The organism is Bradyrhizobium ingae (assembly GCF_055791185.1).
Genome location: NZ_JBVUBB010000042.1, coordinates 43,313 through 63,199, shown reverse-complemented (window position 1 = coordinate 63,199; position 19,887 = coordinate 43,313). Strand labels below are relative to the sequence as shown.

The window sequence follows — 19,887 nt, the reverse complement described above, 5'->3', positions numbered from 1 at the left end:
CCCCCCCCCCCCCCCCCCCCCCCCCCCCCCCCCCCCCCCCCCCCCCCCCCTTTACTAGTCGTCGGCAGCGTCAGATGTGTATAAGAGACAGCGTCAGAATGACCTGCCGTGTCCGCCGCTCGAAGAACTGCACCCCCAGCCGCTCCTCCAGCAGACGGACTTGCTGGCTGATGGCGCCGGCTGTGACGTGCAGCTCATGGGCGGCCTGCTTGAAGCTGAGATGGCGGGCGGCGGCCTCAAAGGCGCGCAGGGCATTGAGTGGCGGCAGGAGATACGTCATGGCCGGCTCCGGGCGATGCGGTAGGGCGAGAGGATGCATAAGTTTCGCTCGCTCTACAAAAGAGAAATCCTGCTTTGTCGCCGGTGAAGGCGGGCGCTACCCCAGGGCTGACCTGGTCGCAGACCCGAGGAAACCTGCCGCAGTGCCGCCTGAAAAGTCGTCGATCGAGACTTCGTATTCCTGGATACGCCTCGCCGTCTCCATCGCCCTCAGCACACTGGGCTGCGTCGGCATGTGGTCTCTGGTCGTGGCGTTGCCGGCGGTGCAGGCCGATTTCAATGCGCCTCGCGCCGACGCGGCCTTGCCCTACACGCTCGCCACCATCGGCTTCATGATCGGCGGCATCATTGTCGGCCGATTGGCGGATCGCTTCGGCATCCTGCCACCCCTGGCCGCCGGCACGGTCCTGATGAGCCTCGGCTACGTCCTCACCGCCTATGCTCCCAACCTGTCCGTCTTTGCGGTGATCTCCGGCGTCACGATCGGACTCGGCGGCGCGGCGAGTTTCGCGCCCCTCGTGGCTGACGTCTCGCTGTGGTTCGACAGGCACCGGGGCCTCGCCATTTCCCTGGCTACTGCCGGCAGCTCTCTTGCCGGAGTGGGCTGGCCGCCCATCGTCCAACATTTCATCGCTGCGGCCGGCTGGCGGCAGACCCATATCGGCATCGGCATATTCTGTCTGGCAACGATGCTGCCGCTCGCCCTGGTTCTGCTGCGGCGACCGGTGTTTCACAAGACCATCCCGGAAGCAGCGAGCACCGGCAATACCATCCAGGCCATAGGCCTCGCTCCGAGTGTCACGCAAGGCCTGCTCGCCTTGGCCGGCATGTGCTGCTGCGTCGCCATGTCGATGCCGCAGGTCCACCTGGTCGCCTACTGCGGCGATCTGGGATACGGCCCTGCGCGCGGCGCCGAGATGCTGGCGGTCATGCTCGGCTTTGGTGTGGCGAGCCGGCTGATCTTCGGCGGGGTGTTGAACCTGATCGGCGGCCTGCCGACCTTGCTGCTGGGCTCGGCGATGCAGGCCATTGCCCTCGCGCTTTATCTGCCGTTCAACGGGCTGGTCTCACTCTACGTCATTTCCGCCATTTTCGGCCTGGCGCAGGGCGGCATCGTGCCGAGTTATGCGGTGATCATCCGAGAGTTATTCCCGGCGCAGGAGGCCGGCTTTCGCGTCAGCCTCGCCATCTCCGTCACTCTCGCCGGCATGGCGCTGGGCGGCTGGATGGCCGGCGCGATCTACGACCGGACCGGCTCCTACGCCTCGGCGCTGGTCAACGGCATCGCCTGGAACATCGCAAACATGGCGATCGCAGCCTGGCTGCTACGGCGCAAACGACGGTGTGCCGTCGACTCCTGCGCCGTGGCCTAGACTAGACCTGCGACACCGCTTCCTGGCAGATCCGGCGGCGGATCGGCTTCGCAACCACTCGCCGGCGCGCCGCGCTGAATCATGCTCGACTTGCACGTCCAGACCACATGTTCTATGTTCGTCGAACATGGAACACATAACGTTCGACTCCGTCGTCGCCTATTCGTCGATCAAAACCCGACCCAAGTTGACTTGGCCTGACGGCGCGAAGGTGGCGCTGCTAATTGTCCCGAACATAGAGCACTATGAATATGTGCCGGCGCCAGGATGGAGTAAGGACCCCTGGCCGCGTTCACCCCATCCCGACCTGTTCGGCTATACACGCGCGGATTATGGCAACCGGGTCGGTCTCTGGCGACTGTTTGATGTTCTCGACGCATTCGGCCTGCGGGCGACAGTCAGTCTCAACATGGCGGTCATCGAGCACTTCCCGCCCATCCTCGAGGCGATGGAGCAGCGCCGGTGGGAATATATGGCGCACGGCCTCTACAACACCCGCCATCATTGGGGTCTTGCTCCCGAGCACGAGCGCGCGGCGATGGATTTGTGCAAAGACATTCACCTGCGCCTGACCGGCAGGCGCCTGCGCGGATGGTTTAGCCCGGCTTTCACGAACACGCTCAACACGTTCCAGCTCGCAGCTGCGGCCGGCTTCGATTATGTCTGCGACCTCGTGTTTGACGACCAGCCCGTCCCGCTGAAGGTCGCCGAGGGCTCGCTTCTCAGCCTGCCTTACTCACTCGACGTCAACGACGGTTCTTTTTTCGGGCGTGGACAGGAAGGGGCAGCTTTTGCGCAAATGCTGCGCGACCAGTTCGACCGCCTCTACGAGGAAGGCGGCGAGCAAGGTCGCGTCCTCTGCATTGCACTCCACCCTTTCCTCATCGGGCAGCCGCACCGCATCGGCCATCTGCGCGATGCGCTGGCGTATATCCTCGGTCATTCCGGCGTCTGGCCCGCCACGGGAGGCGAGATTGTCGACTGGTACGCCAGTCACCATGCGGCAACGGAAATCCACGCGTGGGCCGGCGAGAATGCACCATGACGGACGCCCGCTCCGCCGGACAGCCGCTCGATCCTTACGGCATCTACAGGATATCGCCGGGAGCTCCACGTTTTCACTGGCCTGATCGGGCACGCGTGGCAGCGACGGTGACCATCATTGTCGATCATTGGGAGCTCCAGCCTGTTCCTGGAGCCAATCCCGATCCACGGATCGTATCGCCGCTCGGCTCGGCGACACCAGATTGGGCGACCTGGTCCATGCGCCAATATGGTGTGAGGATCGGCATCTTCCGCGTGCTGGAGGCTCTTGCCCGTTACGACATCAAACCGTCGGTCGCGCTCGGCGCCGCGGCGGCGATACGCCATCCGGAAATAGTGGACGCGTGCTCGCGGCAGGGATCGGTCTTCCTCGCGCACGGAACAGAAGCCCACAGGCGGATATCGAGTACCATGACCGAAGAAGAGGAGCGCGAGCTTATCGAGGAGAGCCGCGAGGCGCTCCGCGCCACAACCGGCACCATTCCCAAGGGCTGGGCCGGACAGGATTTCAACGAGAGCGCCAGAACCCCGCATCTGCTAGCCCAAAGCGGGTTCGCCTACACGACTGATTGGGCAAATGATGACCGTCCCCATCTCCTGCGGACCGCACCACATCCTTTGGTCGCACTGCCCGCGCAGATCATGTGGAATGATCTTGAAGCGATGTGGGTGCGCAGGCTGACGCCCGACGAATGGTCCAACTCAGTCGTCGAAGCCTTGCCGGTTCTGCTTGCCGAAGGCGGCACGTGCCTGAACATCACCCTCCATCCCTTTGTCTCCGGCCAAGCCTATCGCTTCCGCGCGCTATGCCATGTTCTGGAAGCCGTCCGGAAAGCGGGTGGTGTCGTCCTGACCACTACGGACCAGGTTGCAGACATTGCTCGCCACGAGCTCATGGACACCATGGATCGCTCTTTGGCTCAGCCAGTCTGACGCAGAATGGCGTCGAGCATCGTCGGAAACCGCTTCTCGATCTCCTCGCGCCGCAAGGACACAAAGCAGCGAGCCCCTTCGGAGCGGGTATGCGTGAGGCCCGATTCGCGCAGGACGCGCATATGATAGCTCATCGTAGATTTCGCGAGTTCGCCACGCAGATCGTCCACCGTTCGCTCCATCCCATCCAAGAGCGTCCGGACGATCCGCAGCCGCGTCGAATCGCTCAACGCGAGCAGAACCTTCGGAAGTGCGATCCTCCTTGGGTCAGGATGAACGAAACGGCGACCTTTCATGATTGCGACCATCATAGAGCCGCAAGATGCGGCCGATAAGCGAAATGTACAGAGTCGATGCCACGGTAGTCTCGAGCCGCATCAGCGACCCAGTTTAACTTTATTCACGCTTGGCTTACCCGGCCGATCAGGCGTCCACCCAGGCGGACTGTCTCCGAAGGATGGAGTTTCGACGTCAACGGCGTATTTGTTGTCATTCACCTGAACCGCAGATTGTCACGCGAGAGCTGGCTGATCGAGGTGCAGCCCATCAGCTTCATGTCGCGCTCGATCTCGGTGCGCATCATGCCGAGCGCGCGTTCGACGCCGGCCTGGCCGGCAGCTGCCAGAGGGTAGAGATAATAGCGACCAAGACCGACAGCCTTTGCGCCGAGCGAGAGGGCCTTCAGGACGTGGCTGCCCCGCTGCACCCCGCCATCCATGAGCACGTCGATCCGGTCACCCACGGCATCGACGATTTCGGCGAGCTGATCGAACGCGGCACGAGAGCCGTCCAGTTGCCGGCCGCCATGGTTCGAGATGACGATGCCGGTACACCCGATCTCGACGGCCCGCCTGGCGTCGGCCACCGACACGATGCCCTTGAGGCAGAATTGGCCGTTCCACAAGCGAACCATCTCGGCCACATCGTCCCAGTTCATGGATGGGTCGAGCATTTCGGTGAAATAGCGGCCGATCGAGAGCGCCCCGCCGCTCATATCAATGTGCTCGTCGAGTTGCGGGAGCTTGAACCGCTCATGGGTGAGATAATCCACTCCCCACCTCGGCTTGATCGCAAACTGCAGCATGCCGGCAAGGGTCAACCTGAACGGGATCGAAAAGCCGGTGCGCAGGTCGCGTTCGCGGTTGCCGCCCGTGATGCTGTCGACGGTCAGCATCATGACCTGGACACCGGCGTCCTTGGCCCGCTGCATCATGGCCCGGTTGAGGCCTCGATCCCTGTGAAAATAGAACTGGTAGACCTGCGGCGTGTCGTGCGCCTTGCGCAGCTCCTCGAGGCTGACCGTCCCGAGCGAGGACACGCCGAACATGGTGCCGAATTTCGCGGCCGCGGCGGCGACGGCGCGCTCGCCCTGATGGTGGAAAAGACGTTGCAAGGCGGTCGGGGAGCAGTAGATCGGCAGCGCCAGTTTCTGGCCCATGACTTCGACGGAGAGATCGACCTTCTCCACGCCGCGCAGAACGTTGGGGACGAGGTCGCAGTCCTCGAAGGCTTTCGTGTTGCGCCGGTATGTCACCTCATCGTCTGCGGCGCCGTCGATGTAATTGAAGATCGGGCCGGGCAGCCGGCGCTCGGCGAGGCGGCGGAAATCGTGAAAGTTGTGACAGTCGCGCAAATTCATGGTCGCTCTCAAGCCCGATCCAGGTCCGCAAGGCGCTGCCGGTCTCGGCTGGCCGCGTCTCACCGGGGGAAACACATCGCCGGCAATATTACCCGAAGGCCTTTGATGCCCGCTACTGTCTGACGCTGGCGCGCCGGATTTCGGTTCGGATGGTTGACCATCCGAACCGTTCCGAGCGCGCCAGGCCCTGCGCTCCCGATCAGGGTTGATAAGGCCGGTGCAATTCGATCTCCGGATTGATGCGCACACCGAATCCGGGCTTGTCGAGAGCCGAGGCCTTCATGCGGCCCTTTTCCGGGATCGGCTCGTCGAGCAGCAGCGGCGTGAAGGCAGGCAGCACCTTGTCGGCGTGGGGCGCCGTCATGATGATCTCCGTGAACGGGCTGTTGTGACGCGTGATCACGAAATGATAGCTGTAGACGCTGGAGCCGTGAGGGACCACCAGCGCGCCATGCGCATCGGCGAGCGCCGAAATCTTGATCAGCTCGGTGATGCCGCCGCACCAGTTGACGTCGGGCTGGATGATATCGCAGCAGCCCATTTCGAGCAGCATGCGGAAACCCCAGCGCGTCGCTTCATGTTCGCCGGTCGTGACCAGCATGCCCTTCGGCACGTTGCGCCTGAGCTCGGCATAACCCCAATAATCGTCGGGGGGCAGGCATTCCTCGATCCACTTCAATCCGAACTCGTGCGCCTTGTGCGCGAGTCGCGTCGCATAGTTGAGATCGAGGCTCATCCAGCAGTCATACATGAGCCAGAAGTCGTCGCCGACCTTGTTGCGCATGTCCTCGATGATCTTGATATTCTGCTTCAGACCCTCATCGCCTTCGGCCGGACCGTGCAGCAGGGGCAGCTTGCCGCCGATGAAGCCCAGCTCCTTGGCGATGTCAGGACGCGCGCCGGTGGCATAGAACTGCAGCTCGTCGCGCACGGGGCCGCCGAGCAGGGCGTGGACCGGCTCTTGCCGCACCTTGCCGAGCAGATCCCATAGCGCCAGGTCGACCACCGAGATGGCGTTCAACACGACGCCCTTCCGGCCGTAGTACAGCGTCGCATGGAACATCTGGTCCCAGATCTTCTCGATCTCGGTGATCTTGCGGCCGATCAGGAAGCGCGAAAGGTGCCGCTCGACGATGAAGGCGCCGATCTCGCCGGCGGTCGTGACGGCAAATCCGATGGTGCCGTCGGACGCTTCGATTTCGACCAGCAGCGTGCCCAGCACGTTGATGCCGAACGACTTGCGGCTTTGACGGTATTCAGGATACCGGGCCATCGGCGTGGAGATGTGGTCGTCGATCCAGTGATAGCCACTCTGGTCATGATAGTCGGCGCCGCCGCCGCGGGTGGTGTAGGCGCGAACGTCACGGATGGTCGGTGTGCTCATGGGGTCACCTCGATTGTTTGAGTCTATTGTCGTTTCGGGTCAGCGCGTCTTCGCATCGACAGCGACGTTGCCTCTAAGTCCGAGCAGGCCGAGACCGAAGATCAGGACCGCGCCGACAAGCGTCATTGCGGCCAGCAGGTAGAGACCCGCAGTCTGTGAGGCAAAGGCGCTTTCGGCCCAGGTCTTGAGGTTCGGGGCGACGAAGCCGCCGAGCGCTCCGAGCGAGTTGATCAGCGCGATGCCACCGGCCGCAGCAGTGCCGCCGAGATAGCTTGTCGGAAACGTCCAGAAGATCGGCTGCACCGCGATGAAGCCGGCGGCGGCGAAGCACAGAGCGAGCAAGGCAAGTGCGGGCGACGAACTCGCGACCGAAGCGCCAATACCGATGCCTGCGACCGCCAGCGTCACCGCGCCGACCAGGCAGCGCTCACCGGTGGCGTCCGACAGGCGCGGGATGAACCAGGCGGCGACCAGCGCGCAGACCCACGGAATGGCCGCCACGAAGCCGACGGTGAGGCCGACGTTTCGACCGAGAAGGCCTGCGACCTGCGTCGGAAGATAGAAGACGACGCCATAGACGCTCATCTGAATGATGAAATAGATCAGGCAGAGGTAAAGCACGCGACTATTGCCGAAAGCTGCCATTACGCTGGCGGGACCGTGTGTGTGCTTGTGGTTCTCCTCGGCATAGATCGCCGCGCCGAGCTCGCGCTTTTCACTCTCCGACAGCCAGCGCGCATTCGCCGGACGATCGTCGAGGTAGAAGTAGGCCCAGACTCCGACGATGGAGGCAAGAAGGCCTTCGACGAGGAACATCCACTGCCAACCCCGGAGGCCTGCGATACCGTCGAATTCCAGCAACAGGCCGGAGAGCGGGCTACCGAAAATGAAGGCGAGCGGGGCGCCGAAGTAGAACAGCCCCATGGCGCGGGCGCGGGCCTGCGAGGGAAACCAGTAGGTGAGATAGAGGATCACGCCGGGGAAGAATCCAGCCTCCGCGATGCCGAGCAGAACGCGCAGGACGTAGAACGTCGTCTCGCCGCGGGCGAACATCATCGCCGCCGAGATGATCCCCCACGTCACCATGATGCGCGCCATCCACAGCTTGGCGCCCACGCGATGCATGATGAGGTTCGAGGGGATCTCGAACAGCGCATAGCCGACGAAGAAGATCGAGGCGCCGAACGCGTAAGCGGCGTTGCTGATGCCGACGTCGGCCTGGAAAGCCGCCTTGGCAAAGCCGATATTGGCCCGGTCCAGGAAGGCCAGGACATACATCAGCAAAAGGAATGGAAGCAACCGCGCCGTCACCTTGGCGTTGATGGCCGTATTCGCGGCAGGCGATCCTGTAGAGGCATCGATCGATATCTGTGAACTCATGGGGTCCTCCTTGTGGTTTTCCTTGTGGTTTTTCTTGGCGTTTTCCCTGGGGTTGCACTTGCGCATGCCGCCTTGTCGGGCGCGCTGGGCAGCACGTCCGGCGGTCTTTGGTCTTGTGAACGGAGCCTTGCTGTGAACCGAGCCTTGGTGTGAACCAAGCCTTGCGGCTGCCTCAGTAGGTGGCCCGTCCGCCGGAGAGGTCGAACGTCGCCCCGGTCGAAAAGGCGCAATCTTCCGATGACAGCCAGGCGATCAGCGCGGCGGCTTCGTCGACCTGGAGGAAGCGGTTCATCGGAATCTTCGACAGCATGTAGTCGATGTGTTCCTGCTTCATCTGATCGAATATCTCGGTCTTCGCGGCCGCGGGCGTCACGCAGTTGACGAGGATGTTCGACGTGGCGAGCTCCTTGCCCAGCGACTTCGTGAGGCCGATCAGGCCGGCCTTCGACGCGGAATAGTGCGAGGCGTTGGGATTGCCTTCCTTGCCGGCGACCGATGCGATGTTGACGATGCGGCCCCAGCCGCCTTTGAGCATCTCCGGCACCGCGGCCCGACAGGTGAGATAGGGCGCGATCAAGTTGACCTCGATCACGCGCCGCCAGACCTCGGGGTCGAGCTGCCAGAGCGGACCATTGCCACCGGTGATGCCGGCATTGTTGACGAGGATGTCGAGCCTGCCGTGTCGGGCGACGGTGGCGCGCACCGCATCGTTGACCGCCACCTCGCTGGTGAGGTCGAGCGCATGGCTGGACACGGCGCCGAATGTCGAAAGCTCTTTCTCGGCATCCTTCAGACGTTCGGCATCAACGTCCCAGAGCGCCACGCGGGCGCCGGACTGCAGCATGCGCCGGGCGGCGGCAAAACCGATGCCGCGGGCGCCGCCGGTGATGACGGCTACGCGGCCGCCCAGATCGATCTTGTTCATGGCTGCCTCACTTGCCTGCGGAAACGGTTGTCTGCGTCTGCTCGCCGAGCCCGGCGATCCCGAGACGCATCACCTGTCCGGCCCTGAGGTAGACGGGCGGCTTCTGCCCGAGGCCGACGCCGGGCGGCGTGCCGGTGGAAATGACGTCGCCTGGCTGAAGGCTCATGAACTGGCTGATATAGGCGACGAGATGCGCGACGCCGAAAACCATGGTGCGGGTCGAGCCGTCCTGATAGCGGCGGCCGTCGACGTCGAGCCACATCGAAAGATCCTGCGGGTCGCGAACCTCATCCGTGGTGACGAGCCATGGGCCGATCGGGCCAAAGGTGTCGCAGCCCTTGCCTTTGGACCACTGGCCGCCACGCTCGAGCTGGAAGGCGCGCTCGGAGAGATCGTTGACGACGCAATAGCCGGCGACATGGGACAGCGCGTCCTTTTCGCTGACATGTTTTGCGGGCTTGCCGATCACGACGCCGAGCTCGACCTCCCAATCGGTCTTTTCGGAGCCGCGCGGAATTTCGACGTTGTCGTTCGGACCGCAGATCGAGCTGGTCGCTTTCATGAACAAGACGGGCTCGCTCGGCACGGCCATTCCGGACTCGGCGGCGTGGTCGGAGTAGTTGAGGCCAACGCAGACGAACTTGCCGACGCGTCCGACGCACGGGCCGATCCGCGGCGAGCCCTCGACACGGGGCAAGGACGCCGGATCGATGGCGCGCAGCCTGGCAAGGCTGTCGGGAAGAAGCGCCTCGCCGGCAATATCCGGCACGACGCCGGACAGGTCGCGAAGCACGCCGCTATTGTCGAGGAGAGCTGGTTTCTCTTGCCCGGCCTGGCCGTAGCGCAACAATTTCATCTGGTTTCCCCCTATCGATTTGTATTTGCGGTGCCGAAGGCGCCGCACTCTTGGGAAACAGACTAGGAGAAGGCGTGATTACCGGATAATGAAAATAAGTGCTCGTCCAATTCCAAACGGTGATCGCATGACGTTGCCGCCCACTGCCCTGCTCGCGCGGATGCGCTTCACGCATCTGCGGCTGCTGGACGTGGTCGCGCGCACCGGCAACATGCATCGCGCCGCCGAGGAAATGCACCTGACCCAGCCGGCGACGACCAAGATCCTGCACCAGATCGAGGACATCCTCGGCGTCGCGCTCTTCGTGCGGACGCCGCGGGGCATGACGGCGACGGAGATCGGCCACGCCGTCGTCGCCTATGCACGCCGCGCATTGAGCGACGGCGAGCGCTTTGCGGTCGGTCTCGACAATCTCAAGCGCGGCGGCTACGGCGCACTGTCGGTCGGTGTCATCCTGTCGACCGCATCGGACCTGCTGCCCAAGGCGGTCGCCGAATTGAAGCGCCGCCGTCCGCTGATGACGATCCGCCTGCTGGCCGCGACGAGCGACCTGCTGATGACGGCACTCGAACGGCGCGAGCTCGAACTCGTCATCGGCCGGCTGACCAACGTCAGGTATGCCGCCGACTTTGCCTTCGAACCGCTGTCGCGCGAGGAGGTTTGGCTGTTCGCTGCCGATACGCATCCCTTTGCGCGGCGCAGGCGCCTTCCGATCGAGGAACTCGCCGCCGCGGCTTGGGTTCGCCAGCCGTCGCCCAGTCCGGCACGCAACCTGCTCGACGCCATGTTCGTCAAGGCGAGCACAAACGTCCCCGATAATGTGATCGAAACAACGTCGGTGTTCGCGACGATCCAGCTCGTGCGTCACGCCGGAATGATCGCCGTGTTGCCGAAATCCATCGTCAAGGAGGAGGTACAACGCGGCGGCCTGATCCGGCTGCCGCTGCCGCTCGATACCGAGCTCGATCCCTATGGGATCATTACGCCGAAGGGCGGCGATCTCAGCGACAACGCCGTTGAATTCCTCGCCATCGTGCGTGCCTTGATTGCCGGCAGAGAAGCATCTTCCTCGCGAACGAGGTGATCGGCCGCGCGCCGACGGTACCCGCGCCGGCGTCCGCATCGCGTCATGCCCTATGCCCGGCCCTTGACCTCATAGTGACCCGACACGCATTTGTAGCGTTCGATCCGCCAGTTCGAATGATACAGCGGATGTTCACCCATCCATTTCGCGAGCGGCGCCTGCGCCCCCTTCATGCAGTCCTGAAACGTGATGTCGGGCGTCATGTTGCTGTCGGTCACGATCTCCTCGACGCAACTGCCCGCGGCGGCGCCGCTGAGGTGGCAGAGAACTGCAACGACGGTCACGAACATGCATCGCATCCCTTCCGGTTCCGCCGGGCCGTCAGCGTGCACGTTTGCCGCGTCTGCGCCCTTCAGCGAACCCGATCTTACCGAGGGCTATCGACGCGTCATCCTACTTAGGTCCTGATCCTACTTTGGTCCTGAATCCACGGGGAATTACGGTGACGTGCCGGACTGCATCAAGCTCCCGCAGGCGCACTATGAAGTCTGCCAAGTCCTGCCCAAGCGGGCAAGTCCTGCCCAAGCGCGGCAATAGCTCCTATTTTCAGCGTGTCGGTCGGCTGCGAAAGCGCGCCCCTAGCCGGCGGCACGGTACTCGCGACGTTTTCGCTGCCCCGACTTTCGAGTTCGCCTAAGCCGACGACGATAGCTGAGCCCTCGGCAGCTCCGCACCAGCTTTGGTCGTTCCGCGGAGGCGTCGGCCCAAAAGGTGACGAGAGAGAAAATCGACTTCGTCGGCAATCACAGCCTCGTGCGACGGGCCATCATAGATGTCGAAATGATCGACGCCCGGATAAATGCGGAGTTCACCTTTCGGCGCTCGCCGTGCTGCGTCAATTGCTGGACCTGGCTTGGCAACCTGATCGTCCGCACCAACACAGACCAGCCAGGGACAGTGAAGCGAGGCGGCATGTTGAATCGGCCGATATGGCGGCCCCAGGAGCCAAGCCGTTGAAACCCGGTTTCGCCACCTAGATTCGTCTCCTATCGCCACGACACGGCGCCAACCGACCTCGGCTCCAGGCGCATAAATCAACGCCGCTTCATCGGGCTGGCCAACGGCAGGCAAATAGCGTCCCTCGGCCGCTGCGGCCTTTATTTCCTCCACGACCCGCTGAGGTCTATTGTACGACTGGGTGTCCCTGTCGAGCATCGGAACCTGGCTAATGGCCGCAGCCACTTTGGGATCCGCCGCCGCCGCGGCAAGCGCATGGCCTCCGCCCGACGAGGAGCCAAATGTTGCAACCTGGCCCGGATCGATATCGGGCAGAGAGCGAGCAAGCGCGATAGCAGCCCGCCAGTCATCCAATTGACGAGAGGGTTCGTAGAAATCCGGCTCGCCCGTGCTGTCGCCAAAACCTCGATAGTCAAACACCAACGCTGCGATGCCAGCGGCCGCAAACCGGTCTGCGAACGCGTTAAAGCGGTCTCGGCGTGTCCCCGTCAATCCGTGGGCCATGACGACGATAGGTCTCGTACCTCTGTCGGCTCCAGCCGGGTAGAACCATGCTGCGCATGTATCACGGCCGGAGGCGAACGTCAGTTCTTCGCGACTCATGCTCATTGGCTATATCCTTCAAGAAAGCTCGCGGGTCTGCCAGAATTCATGAGCCACAACTTTGGCTAGTCCTCGCACGTTCCTCATGAAGTCCGAGACCCTGAATTGCAGAAAGTGCGAGGCCACGGGGAACAAACGGTGCTGCGAGCGCAAAAGTCGATGCCTTGGAACATCCAAGGCGCCGCAACGGGCTCGCTGGAGTGCCTGTGACGCAATCTCGGGGGATGGGAATTAGGAGCGCACACTCATCGGAGCGCATTAGCTCGATGTGTGGGGCAGCAAGAAAGAAGCTCCCGGATGCGGGCTCTATCCTCCCTGGATATGAATATGGGAAGGTCCGCGTTCACCAGTGACGCTGGACGGTTTCAAACGACTACAGGCAGTGGTCGGCTTCACCGCAGATGATCGGCAAGCTCTCCACGATGCCGGCGAGTTGCTTACAACAGATGCTGCAACACTGCATCTGCGACAGCGTCGGGCGCCTCGCGTGTCGGAAAGTGCCCGACACCGTCGAATACGACGCGCTGATAGTGGCCCGTAAAATACTTGTCCTTGGCCTCGGTGCTCTCGGGCAGCACCGTGCCGTCAGTGCCGCCTTGGATCATCAGGGTCGGAACACCGAGATGCTCGGTGGACGCGATTCTTTCGTGCAACGCGTCGTAGCGCGGATCACGCGCTTCATCACGCCAGCGTCCTCGATAGCTACTGAGAGTGATCGCGAGCCAGTCGGGATTCTCAAAACTATGTGCAACCTGCTCGAAGGTCGCGTCGTCGAACCAGCCTCGCGGGCTCCATGTCTCCCACTGCAGGCGAGCAAAGCCCTTCGGGTCTTTGGCAACAGCCTCTGCACCACGATCGAGCGACATGAACCACTGGTACCACCAGGCGCGCGACTGCTCGAACGGTGGCACCGGAAAGGCGCCGCGAGGCGAATAGCCGAGGGAGAGGGCAGTGATCGTGTCCAATCGCTCCGGTGCGATCGCGGCAAGGGCATAAGCCACGCGAGCCCCCCAATCGTGGCCGATAACCGAGAAACGCGCGATCTCAAGCGCGTCCATCAAGTCAAGTGCATCCTGCGCCAGCGCTTCGGTGCGCCCGTCGCGGAATGTCGAATCCGATAGAAAGCGTGTCTGACCAAACCCGCGAAGCCACGGCATTATCGTTCGAATTCCGGCACGTGACAATCGATCGGCTACAGAGAGCCACGTGGTGGCGTCATCAGGCCAACCGTGAAGGAGCAAAGCAACGCTATCCTGCTCTCGCCCGCCCTCGAGCAAGGCTATATCGAGCACATCCGTGGTCGCATTTGCGGCCCGGGGAGTTGATGCAAATCGTGACATCTACAACTAATGTCGGTCAAGTTGATGAGTTCCTATCCCGTTTCGCTCGAGTTCAACTCCGGCAACTCGTAACGAATAATCGACAGCTGTCTGACATCGAGTGTGCGCGACGGCATCTGTCCAAGCAAAGGATTTGCTAAAATCGGCGGGTTCATATCGTTGGTTTTGCGTCAGATGGGGTTAGGTTAAGGAGACCATAAGGATGAGGCTACGCGGCATATTCCTTACTGCCGAAAACCCCGAGAGAACGGCACGATTCTATCAGATGGTTGCGCACCTTCCGATGGAGAGGGTCGGAACGGAAGGTGGCTGCGTCTACTGGCGGCTCGACCGCGGAGATATCCAGCTTGCGATCCACGACACTAGGGCGTTTGCCGACTACTCTTGAATGGATCCAACCTGACCCACCTATATTTCCAGGTCGGGGATAGGGCCGCCCTTCTGAACCACCTTCGAACGGAGGGGCTTGTTCCCTACGCGGCGGATGATGCGTCATCACACTAGTAGATCCGGACGGCCGGAAGGTGACGTTCGGCACAGCCTGAAGAGTCGCTTCCGCCGCTGTGCCTCGCCGATTTGCGCTACAGAGAGACTCGTTCGAACTGAACATCCTTCTCGATCAAAGGTTATACCTTCATCCAGCGTGGAGGTCGGAATGGGCAATCGAGCTGAAATGATCCGTGCCGTCGAAGCGTTCCTTGAGGGCTTGACGCTGAATAACGTTGGAATCATGCCCTTTGCGCCGGACGTCGTTCTGAAGAGTCCTCTCGACCCAGATCATCCTTCAGTTGGACGAGAGGCCGCATTCGAGTTTCTTACCAAGCGGGTATTTCCTCGCATTCCTGTTCGCAGGGCTGACGTCGAGCGTCATGTTGTCGAGGATGATACAGTTGCCACCCTGTGGACCGCCACGTTTTCAATTTCGGGACGAGACGTCGTAGTGCCGATCTTTGATTTCTTCCGTGTGAATGATGGGTTGATCAAGGAGGTCAGACCGTATTTCGATCCAAAGCCTCTGAAAGATGCGACTTAGCTCCGTCCTCGTGCACCAAATCAGCCTGGAACGTAGGCTTTCGGTCTCCTCCTCACGCTGGAGATTGCCTCAATTGAGGAACTCAAATGCTGCTCGGCCACAAAGAGAAAGAGCTGTCTCGCGTCGCTCCAAACGCCATGATTTGTGGCCATATCACCATAGGCTCGAACTGCTCAATCGGCTTCGGTTGCGTGCTGGTCGCAGAAAGTGGACCGATCTACATCGGTGATTATGGATTCCAACCGCCACTACCGTACGGACGTGTAATGATTTCGAGCAGATGCCCGTTCAGATCCTCAAAGTAGAGACAGCTCCGCCGTCGTGATCGTTGATCTCGCCTGGCTTCCGCTGTGCGGGATCAGCCCAGCAGGTTAGCTTCCGCTCCTGAATCCGAGCAAAGATCGCGTCGTGCAGCACCTAGCTGTTCAACATGCGATCGACAGGCCTGGTGCCGGCTGCCTTTCCCGGCGAAGAAAGCTGCTCGCACCAATCTTCCAGCGGAGCAAAGACGTCACGGAGCGTCCTGACGATGCGGCCCGCGCGGTCGTCGACGACGCGATAATAGACGTGCTTCGCATCTCGCCTGGTCGTGACCATGCGCGCTTCACGCAGCTCACCGAGTTGCTGCGACAAGGTCGGCTGCCGAACGCCGAGCTCCCTTTCGATCTCGGCAACCGAACGCTCGCCTTCCAGCAGCAGGCAGATGATCGACAGCCGGTTCGGGTTGGCCAGCGACTTCAGGAGATCGCTGGCCTGTTCGACGCTGCGGCAGCGCCTGGGGCCGCGCCGCCTTTTGTTGTCCGCCATCGCACTGTTCCGATTCGTGTCTTCAAGATGCAATCCAGCAAGCCATGATTTTCCGTGCATCACAACAGCACGCGCCTGGGTTCGAATACCGAAGAACGAATTTTCTTCGACGACCGCGCAATTGAAGAATGAACGTTCGCAAGGCGGCGATAGTTTGGTGCGCACCGACCATTGACGGTCCCAACATTATACAAGAATGTATAATCAAGAATGCGGCGTTCACGGGGGTGTTCAAACACATTTCCTCACGCGACAGACGCATCAAATCGGGGACGGATTCGCCTGCTCTGGCCCTCAAAGAAGTTCGTATGCCGCTCCGAATTGGCGTCCATCCCAGCAATCTCCATCTCACTCTCGCGCAGCACTGGCCAAGCGGTTTTGCTGCGCGCGATGTCGAATTCGTGCCCTATGGCGAAGGCCGGGATACTGGCCGTCAGCTTGCCGAGGGCCTCATCGACATCGGCGGCACCGGTTCGACGCCGCCGATCATCTCGCAAGTCGCGGGCCTTGATGTACTCTATGTCGCCGCATCGGCCCCTCGACCGGCCAATGGTGCCATTGTTGTCGCAAAGCATTCGGCCATCCGAAGCGTGAAGGATCTCGCCGGCAGGACGATCGCGCTGCTCGACGGCTCTTTCCATACCTACCTGCTGGCGCGTGCGCTCGAAGCCGAGCGATTGACGTTGAAGGACGTCAAGCGAATCGAACTCGCGCCGATCCCATCACGCGATGCGCTGATTGCAGGCAAGGTCGATGCCTGGATCGCGATGGCGCCGCTGCTCGATCAGTCGATCGCGGATGGCGGGGTCCGCACGCTCGTTGCCTGCGGCACCGCGATTCCCAACCGATCGGTGTTCTGGACGCTCGGGCGGCGCCAGCTTTCGGCGTCGACGATCAATGGTTTCGTGACGGAGCTCGCCCGCATCGGCAAGGCGATCGCGGCCGAGCCAGATCGGGCAGCGCAGATCCTGGCGGGCCTGAAGCTCGGCGGCGTCGATGCTGCCGGCTGGCGCCGAGCGCTGCGGCATCGCGACTGGAGCATCATCGCGGCGGATGCCGAAGTCATCGCGGAGCAGCAGGACGAAGCCGATACGCTGTTCCGCCACGCCGACATCGCCAAACGAATCGAGCTTGCCGCCGCAATGCATCTGCGGCCGGCATCGTAAGCAACAGGAACATGCAATGAATGTCCTTTGGTATATGTGCGCGCCGGACGGGCCCTATCCCTGGACGGCGGAAGGATCGCGCCCGGTCGACTACGGCTATTTCCAGCAGCTCGCCAAGGCCTATGACCGGCTCGGCTTCACCGGCGCATTGTTTGCGACCGGAGCCCACGATGTGTGGGTGCTGGCGGCCGCGCTGCTGGCGGAAACCGAGCGGCTGCGCTTTCTCGTGGCCGTTCATCCCGGCCTCGTCGCGCCGACGCTGCTCGCGAAGATGGCCGCGACCCTGCAGGAATTCTCGCGCGGGCGATTGCTGATCAATGTCGTGTCCGGTGATGCCAAGATGCTCGGTGCCTATGGCATGAAGTTGCCGCACAACGAGCGCTACGCCATGGCGGATGAATATCTGCAGGTCTGGCACCGCCTGATGGCCGGCGAGAGCGTCACCCACGAGGGAAAATACTTCTCCGTCGAAGGTGCCAAGCTCGCCCTGCCCGCCGGGTCCAGCATTCCGGCGCCGCCGCTCTGGTTCGGCGGCTCGTCGCCGCCCGCGATCGACGTCGCGGCCAAGCATGTCGATACATATTTATCATGGGGCGAGACGCCCGAGCAGATCAAGCACAAGATCGATGAGGTGAAGGAGCGCGCCAAGCATTACGGGCGCACGCTCAGCTACGGAATCCGCCTCTATGTCATCGTGCGAGACACCGATGCCGAAGCCTGGGATGCAGCCAACTGGCTCTACCAGCGGATGGACGAGACGGCGATCAGGGCCAATCAGTCGTTCGTCGGCAAGTCGGACTCGGTCGGCCAGCGCCGCATGACCGAGCTGCATGGTGGCGTGAAGCCGGCCAATCTGCGCGACCTCGAGGTGGCCCCCAATCTCTGGGCCGGCATTGGTCTGGTGCGTCCCGGCCCCGGCACGGCCATCGTCGGCTCACCGGAGACGGTCGTCAGGACGCTCGAAGCCTATCAGGCCGCCGGCGTCGAGACCTTCATCCTGTCGGGCATGCCCCTGCTCGAGGAAGCCTACCGCTTTGCCGAGAAGGTCCTGCCCCGGCTGCCGGTCAACCGGGAGGTCCCGAGCGCCAAGCAGTTCACCTGGTCGACCCTGTTCGATCGCGACCTCAAGGCGAACGCAGCCGGCGCATAGACGATCCGACACGCGCGATCCGCGCCGCATCACTTTCAAGGTCGCAAGACCTGCATCCTCTGGAGCTTCCCTTCCATGTTTCGTCGCTGTCTGCTCGTCGCCCTGTTGGCGCAATTCGTCGTCATGCCCGCATCCGCGCAGGAGAAACTGGCCGATCCGCCGATCACGCTCCGCATCGGCTATCTGAAGGGCACGACCGCTCTGACACTCGCTAAGGCCCATGGCGCCCTCGAAAAGGCCCTGGAGCCGCGCGGCGTGCGGGTGAGCTGGGCGGGTCCGTTTGCGGCCTCGGCGCCGGCCGTCGAGGCGCTCAATGCCGGCGCGGTCGATCTCGTCGGAGGAAGCTCGACCTCGTACATCACCTCGCGCGCAGGCGGCGTGAAGCTCGTGATGTTTGCCTATCAGCCGCAAACGGAAGGCAATGAAGGCATCGTCGTGCGCGCCGACTCGCCGCTGAACGGCGTCGCCGATCTGAAGGGGCGCACTGTTGCGGTGAACCGCGGCGGCACAGGCGAGTATTTGCTGGTGCGCGCACTGGAAAAAGCCGGCGTGCCGCTGGAAACCGTCAATCGCGCCTATCTGCCGCCGGCCGACTCATCAGTTGCCCTGAACAGCGGTCACGTCGATGCCTGGGCGACCTGGGATCCCTTTCTCTCGGTCGCCATCGAGAAACGCAACGCCCGCTTCCTCGCGAATGGCACGGAAGCCGGCTCGGAGAATGCGGTCGCATTCTTCATCAGCGAAGACTTCCTCACCGCGCACCGCAACGTCGTCCGGACGTTCTATGAGGTCTTGAAAGCGGAGAACGACTGGGCGCGTGAGCACAGATTGGAGGCCGGCCAGATCTGGACCAAGGAATTAGGCCTGCCGGAAGAGGTTGCCGCGCGCCTCGGCCAGAACAACACCAATCCGATCGGCCCCGTAACGACGCAAGCCAGGGAGCACATCGAGCATATCGCCGACTGGTACGTGAAGTATCAGATCATTCCCAAACGACCGGACATCGCCAATTACGTGACGGATATCACGAGCGAGCGCTGACGATCATCGCACGCACCTATCCGCCCCGCAGCATGGACGTCCGACGTGGCAAAGCCAACGTGAGCCAAACTACGCGTCGCGCAAGAATCCCACCACGGCCTCCAGAAAGGCGTCCTGCATCTCTACGTTGAGCATGTGGACGCCAGGCAGGAGAACAAGGCTCGATCCAGGAATGGATGCAGCAATCTCACGGCTGTGGTCCGCGAGAGTAACGGTGTCGTCGATGCCACCGATGACCAGCGTTGGCGTCTCTATCAGAGTGTTCGTGCGCCGGAGATCGGCATCGCGCACGACCGCAAAGCATCCCGCGAGGCCCTCAGGCTTCGTCGTTTGAATCGTGCTGCGGAAGGCTTCGACCAATTCGGGCAGGTCGCGAATGACCCGCGGCGGGAACCAGTTGCCGATGAACATGTCTGCCATCGCGGTCATGTTTCTTTCGCGGAGAACCCGACCGATGAGTTCGTCCCAACGTGGCGAGGGACCCAGATAGGGCGACGTGTTCGAAAGGATGAGCCGATCGAGTCGCTCGGGGGCGCGCAAACCCAGCCATTGGCCGACGAAACCGCCGAGGGAAAGACCGCAAAAGTGCGCTCGTTGGATGTTCAACGCGTCCATCAATTCCGTCACATCACGACCAAGGCGATCGAGCGAATATGCGCCCGCCGGCGCGTCCGAGCCTCCGTGCCCGCGCGTGTCATAGCGCAGCACGCGAAAAGACTTCGAGAGTTCGGCGATTTGCCGATCCCACATGCGGTGGTCGGTCGCGATCGAGTTCGCGAGAAGCAAAACCGGATGGTCTGTGTCGCCATCGAACCGATAGGCGATCCGGCAGCCGTCTCCGGCGGTGATGTAGGCGATATCGCTCATGCAATGTCTCGGCTTTGGGTGTCTTC

20 protein-coding genes and 1 pseudogene are annotated in these 19,887 nt (G+C 62.3%); 9 read left to right on the top strand and 12 right to left on the bottom strand.

The features are described 5' to 3' along the window. Positions 1-91: 91 nt before the first annotated feature. Positions 92-280 (bottom strand): annotated as a pseudogene (locus ACV1FX_RS36135) (LysR family transcriptional regulator); the annotation flags it as partial. A 142-nt stretch (positions 281-422) separates the two neighbouring features. Between ACV1FX_RS36135 and ACV1FX_RS36130 the strand changes: the two are divergent. From ACV1FX_RS36130 to ACV1FX_RS36120, 3 genes are all read left to right on the top strand, one after another. Then, positions 423-1,652, top strand: a complete 1,230-nt coding sequence (locus ACV1FX_RS36130; protein ID WP_473122303.1) for an MFS transporter — start codon at positions 423-425, stop codon at positions 1,650-1,652. Between the two features lie 127 nt (positions 1,653-1,779). Further along, positions 1,780-2,697: a polysaccharide deacetylase family protein gene (locus ACV1FX_RS36125; protein WP_473122302.1), complete on the top strand. Its 918-nt coding sequence runs from the start codon at positions 1,780-1,782 to the stop codon at positions 2,695-2,697. 107 nt (positions 2,698-2,804) lie between these two features. Next, a complete protein-coding gene (locus tag ACV1FX_RS36120; RefSeq protein ID WP_473122301.1) occupies positions 2,805-3,629 on the top strand; it encodes a polysaccharide deacetylase family protein in 825 nt (274 codons plus the stop codon). On the opposite strand, the gene ACV1FX_RS36115 is transcribed toward ACV1FX_RS36120, so the two are convergent. From ACV1FX_RS36115 to ACV1FX_RS36090, 6 genes are all read right to left on the bottom strand, one after another. After that, positions 3,617-3,925 carry an ArsR/SmtB family transcription factor gene (locus ACV1FX_RS36115; protein WP_473122300.1) on the bottom strand — a complete coding sequence of 103 codons (309 nt, stop codon included), beginning with the start codon at positions 3,923-3,925 and terminating at the stop codon, positions 3,617-3,619. The genes ACV1FX_RS36120 and ACV1FX_RS36115 overlap by 13 nt on opposite strands. Positions 3,926-4,122: 197 nt before the next feature. After that, a complete protein-coding gene (locus ACV1FX_RS36110; RefSeq protein WP_473122299.1) occupies positions 4,123-5,268 on the bottom strand; it encodes an alpha-hydroxy acid oxidase in 1,146 nt (381 codons plus the stop codon). Positions 5,269-5,467: 199 nt separating this feature from the next. Then, on the bottom strand, positions 5,468-6,652 hold the full coding sequence (gene rhmD / locus ACV1FX_RS36105) for an L-rhamnonate dehydratase (RefSeq protein ID WP_473122298.1): 1,185 nt from the start codon (positions 6,650-6,652) through the stop codon (positions 5,468-5,470). Between the two features lie 39 nt (positions 6,653-6,691). Further along, positions 6,692-8,032 (bottom strand): MFS transporter, encoded by a 1,341-nt coding sequence (locus tag ACV1FX_RS36100; protein WP_473122297.1) that lies wholly within the window; start codon positions 8,030-8,032, stop codon positions 6,692-6,694. Positions 8,033-8,204: 172 nt separating this feature from the next. After that, positions 8,205-8,957, bottom strand: coding sequence for an SDR family NAD(P)-dependent oxidoreductase (locus ACV1FX_RS36095; protein ID WP_473122296.1), 753 nt, complete (start codon positions 8,955-8,957; stop codon positions 8,205-8,207). A gap of 7 nt (positions 8,958-8,964) precedes the next feature. Next, positions 8,965-9,813 carry a fumarylacetoacetate hydrolase family protein gene (locus ACV1FX_RS36090; RefSeq protein ID WP_473122295.1) on the bottom strand — a complete coding sequence of 283 codons (849 nt, stop codon included), beginning with the start codon at positions 9,811-9,813 and terminating at the stop codon, positions 8,965-8,967. A 127-nt stretch (positions 9,814-9,940) separates the two neighbouring features. Here ACV1FX_RS36090 and ACV1FX_RS36085 point away from each other — a divergent pair, with 127 nt between their 5' ends. Beyond that, positions 9,941-10,897 carry a LysR family transcriptional regulator gene (locus ACV1FX_RS36085; protein ID WP_473122294.1) on the top strand — a complete coding sequence of 319 codons (957 nt, stop codon included), beginning with the start codon at positions 9,941-9,943 and terminating at the stop codon, positions 10,895-10,897. A gap of 50 nt (positions 10,898-10,947) precedes the next feature. On the opposite strand, the gene ACV1FX_RS36080 is transcribed toward ACV1FX_RS36085, so the two are convergent. The 3 genes from ACV1FX_RS36080 to ACV1FX_RS36070 form a co-directional block, all read right to left on the bottom strand. After that, positions 10,948-11,187: a hypothetical protein gene (locus ACV1FX_RS36080; RefSeq protein ID WP_473122293.1), complete on the bottom strand. Its 240-nt coding sequence runs from the start codon at positions 11,185-11,187 to the stop codon at positions 10,948-10,950. Positions 11,188-11,530: 343 nt separating this feature from the next. Then, positions 11,531-12,463 (bottom strand): alpha/beta hydrolase, encoded by a 933-nt coding sequence (locus tag ACV1FX_RS36075; RefSeq protein ID WP_473122292.1) that lies wholly within the window; start codon positions 12,461-12,463, stop codon positions 11,531-11,533. Positions 12,464-12,894: 431 nt separating this feature from the next. Continuing rightward, positions 12,895-13,734 carry an alpha/beta fold hydrolase gene (locus ACV1FX_RS36070; protein ID WP_473122291.1) on the bottom strand — a complete coding sequence of 280 codons (840 nt, stop codon included), beginning with the start codon at positions 13,732-13,734 and terminating at the stop codon, positions 12,895-12,897. A gap of 718 nt (positions 13,735-14,452) precedes the next feature. Between ACV1FX_RS36070 and ACV1FX_RS36065 the strand changes: the two genes are divergently transcribed. Continuing rightward, a complete protein-coding gene (locus tag ACV1FX_RS36065) occupies positions 14,453-14,830 on the top strand; it encodes a nuclear transport factor 2 family protein (RefSeq protein ID WP_473122290.1) in 378 nt (125 codons plus the stop codon). Between the two features lie 86 nt (positions 14,831-14,916). Beyond that, positions 14,917-15,135 carry a hypothetical protein gene (locus ACV1FX_RS36060; protein ID WP_473122289.1) on the top strand — a complete coding sequence of 73 codons (219 nt, stop codon included), beginning with the start codon at positions 14,917-14,919 and terminating at the stop codon, positions 15,133-15,135. A 112-nt stretch (positions 15,136-15,247) separates the two neighbouring features. Here the strand turns inward: ACV1FX_RS36060 and ACV1FX_RS36055 are convergent, their stop codons facing one another. Further along, on the bottom strand, positions 15,248-15,637 hold the full coding sequence (locus tag ACV1FX_RS36055; RefSeq protein ID WP_473122288.1) for an ArsR/SmtB family transcription factor: 390 nt from the start codon (positions 15,635-15,637) through the stop codon (positions 15,248-15,250). Between the two features lie 308 nt (positions 15,638-15,945). Here ACV1FX_RS36055 and ACV1FX_RS36050 point away from each other — a divergent pair, with 308 nt between their 5' ends. The 3 genes from ACV1FX_RS36050 (at position 15,946) to ACV1FX_RS36040 (ending at position 18,994) form a co-directional block, all read left to right on the top strand. Next, positions 15,946-16,803, top strand: coding sequence for an ABC transporter substrate-binding protein (locus tag ACV1FX_RS36050; protein WP_473122287.1), 858 nt, complete (start codon positions 15,946-15,948; stop codon positions 16,801-16,803). A gap of 16 nt (positions 16,804-16,819) precedes the next feature. Continuing rightward, positions 16,820-17,953 (top strand): LLM class flavin-dependent oxidoreductase, encoded by a 1,134-nt coding sequence (locus ACV1FX_RS36045; RefSeq protein WP_473122286.1) that lies wholly within the window; start codon positions 16,820-16,822, stop codon positions 17,951-17,953. A gap of 75 nt (positions 17,954-18,028) precedes the next feature. Next, positions 18,029-18,994 (top strand): aliphatic sulfonate ABC transporter substrate-binding protein, encoded by a 966-nt coding sequence (locus ACV1FX_RS36040; RefSeq protein ID WP_473122285.1) that lies wholly within the window; start codon positions 18,029-18,031, stop codon positions 18,992-18,994. Positions 18,995-19,063: 69 nt separating this feature from the next. Here ACV1FX_RS36040 and ACV1FX_RS36035 read toward each other — a convergent pair whose 3' ends face one another. Continuing rightward, the gene (locus tag ACV1FX_RS36035) at positions 19,064-19,861 is read right to left on the bottom strand and encodes an alpha/beta fold hydrolase (protein WP_473122284.1); all 798 of its coding nucleotides are present in this window, start codon (positions 19,859-19,861) and stop codon (positions 19,064-19,066) included. Positions 19,862-19,887 lie beyond the last annotated feature (26 nt).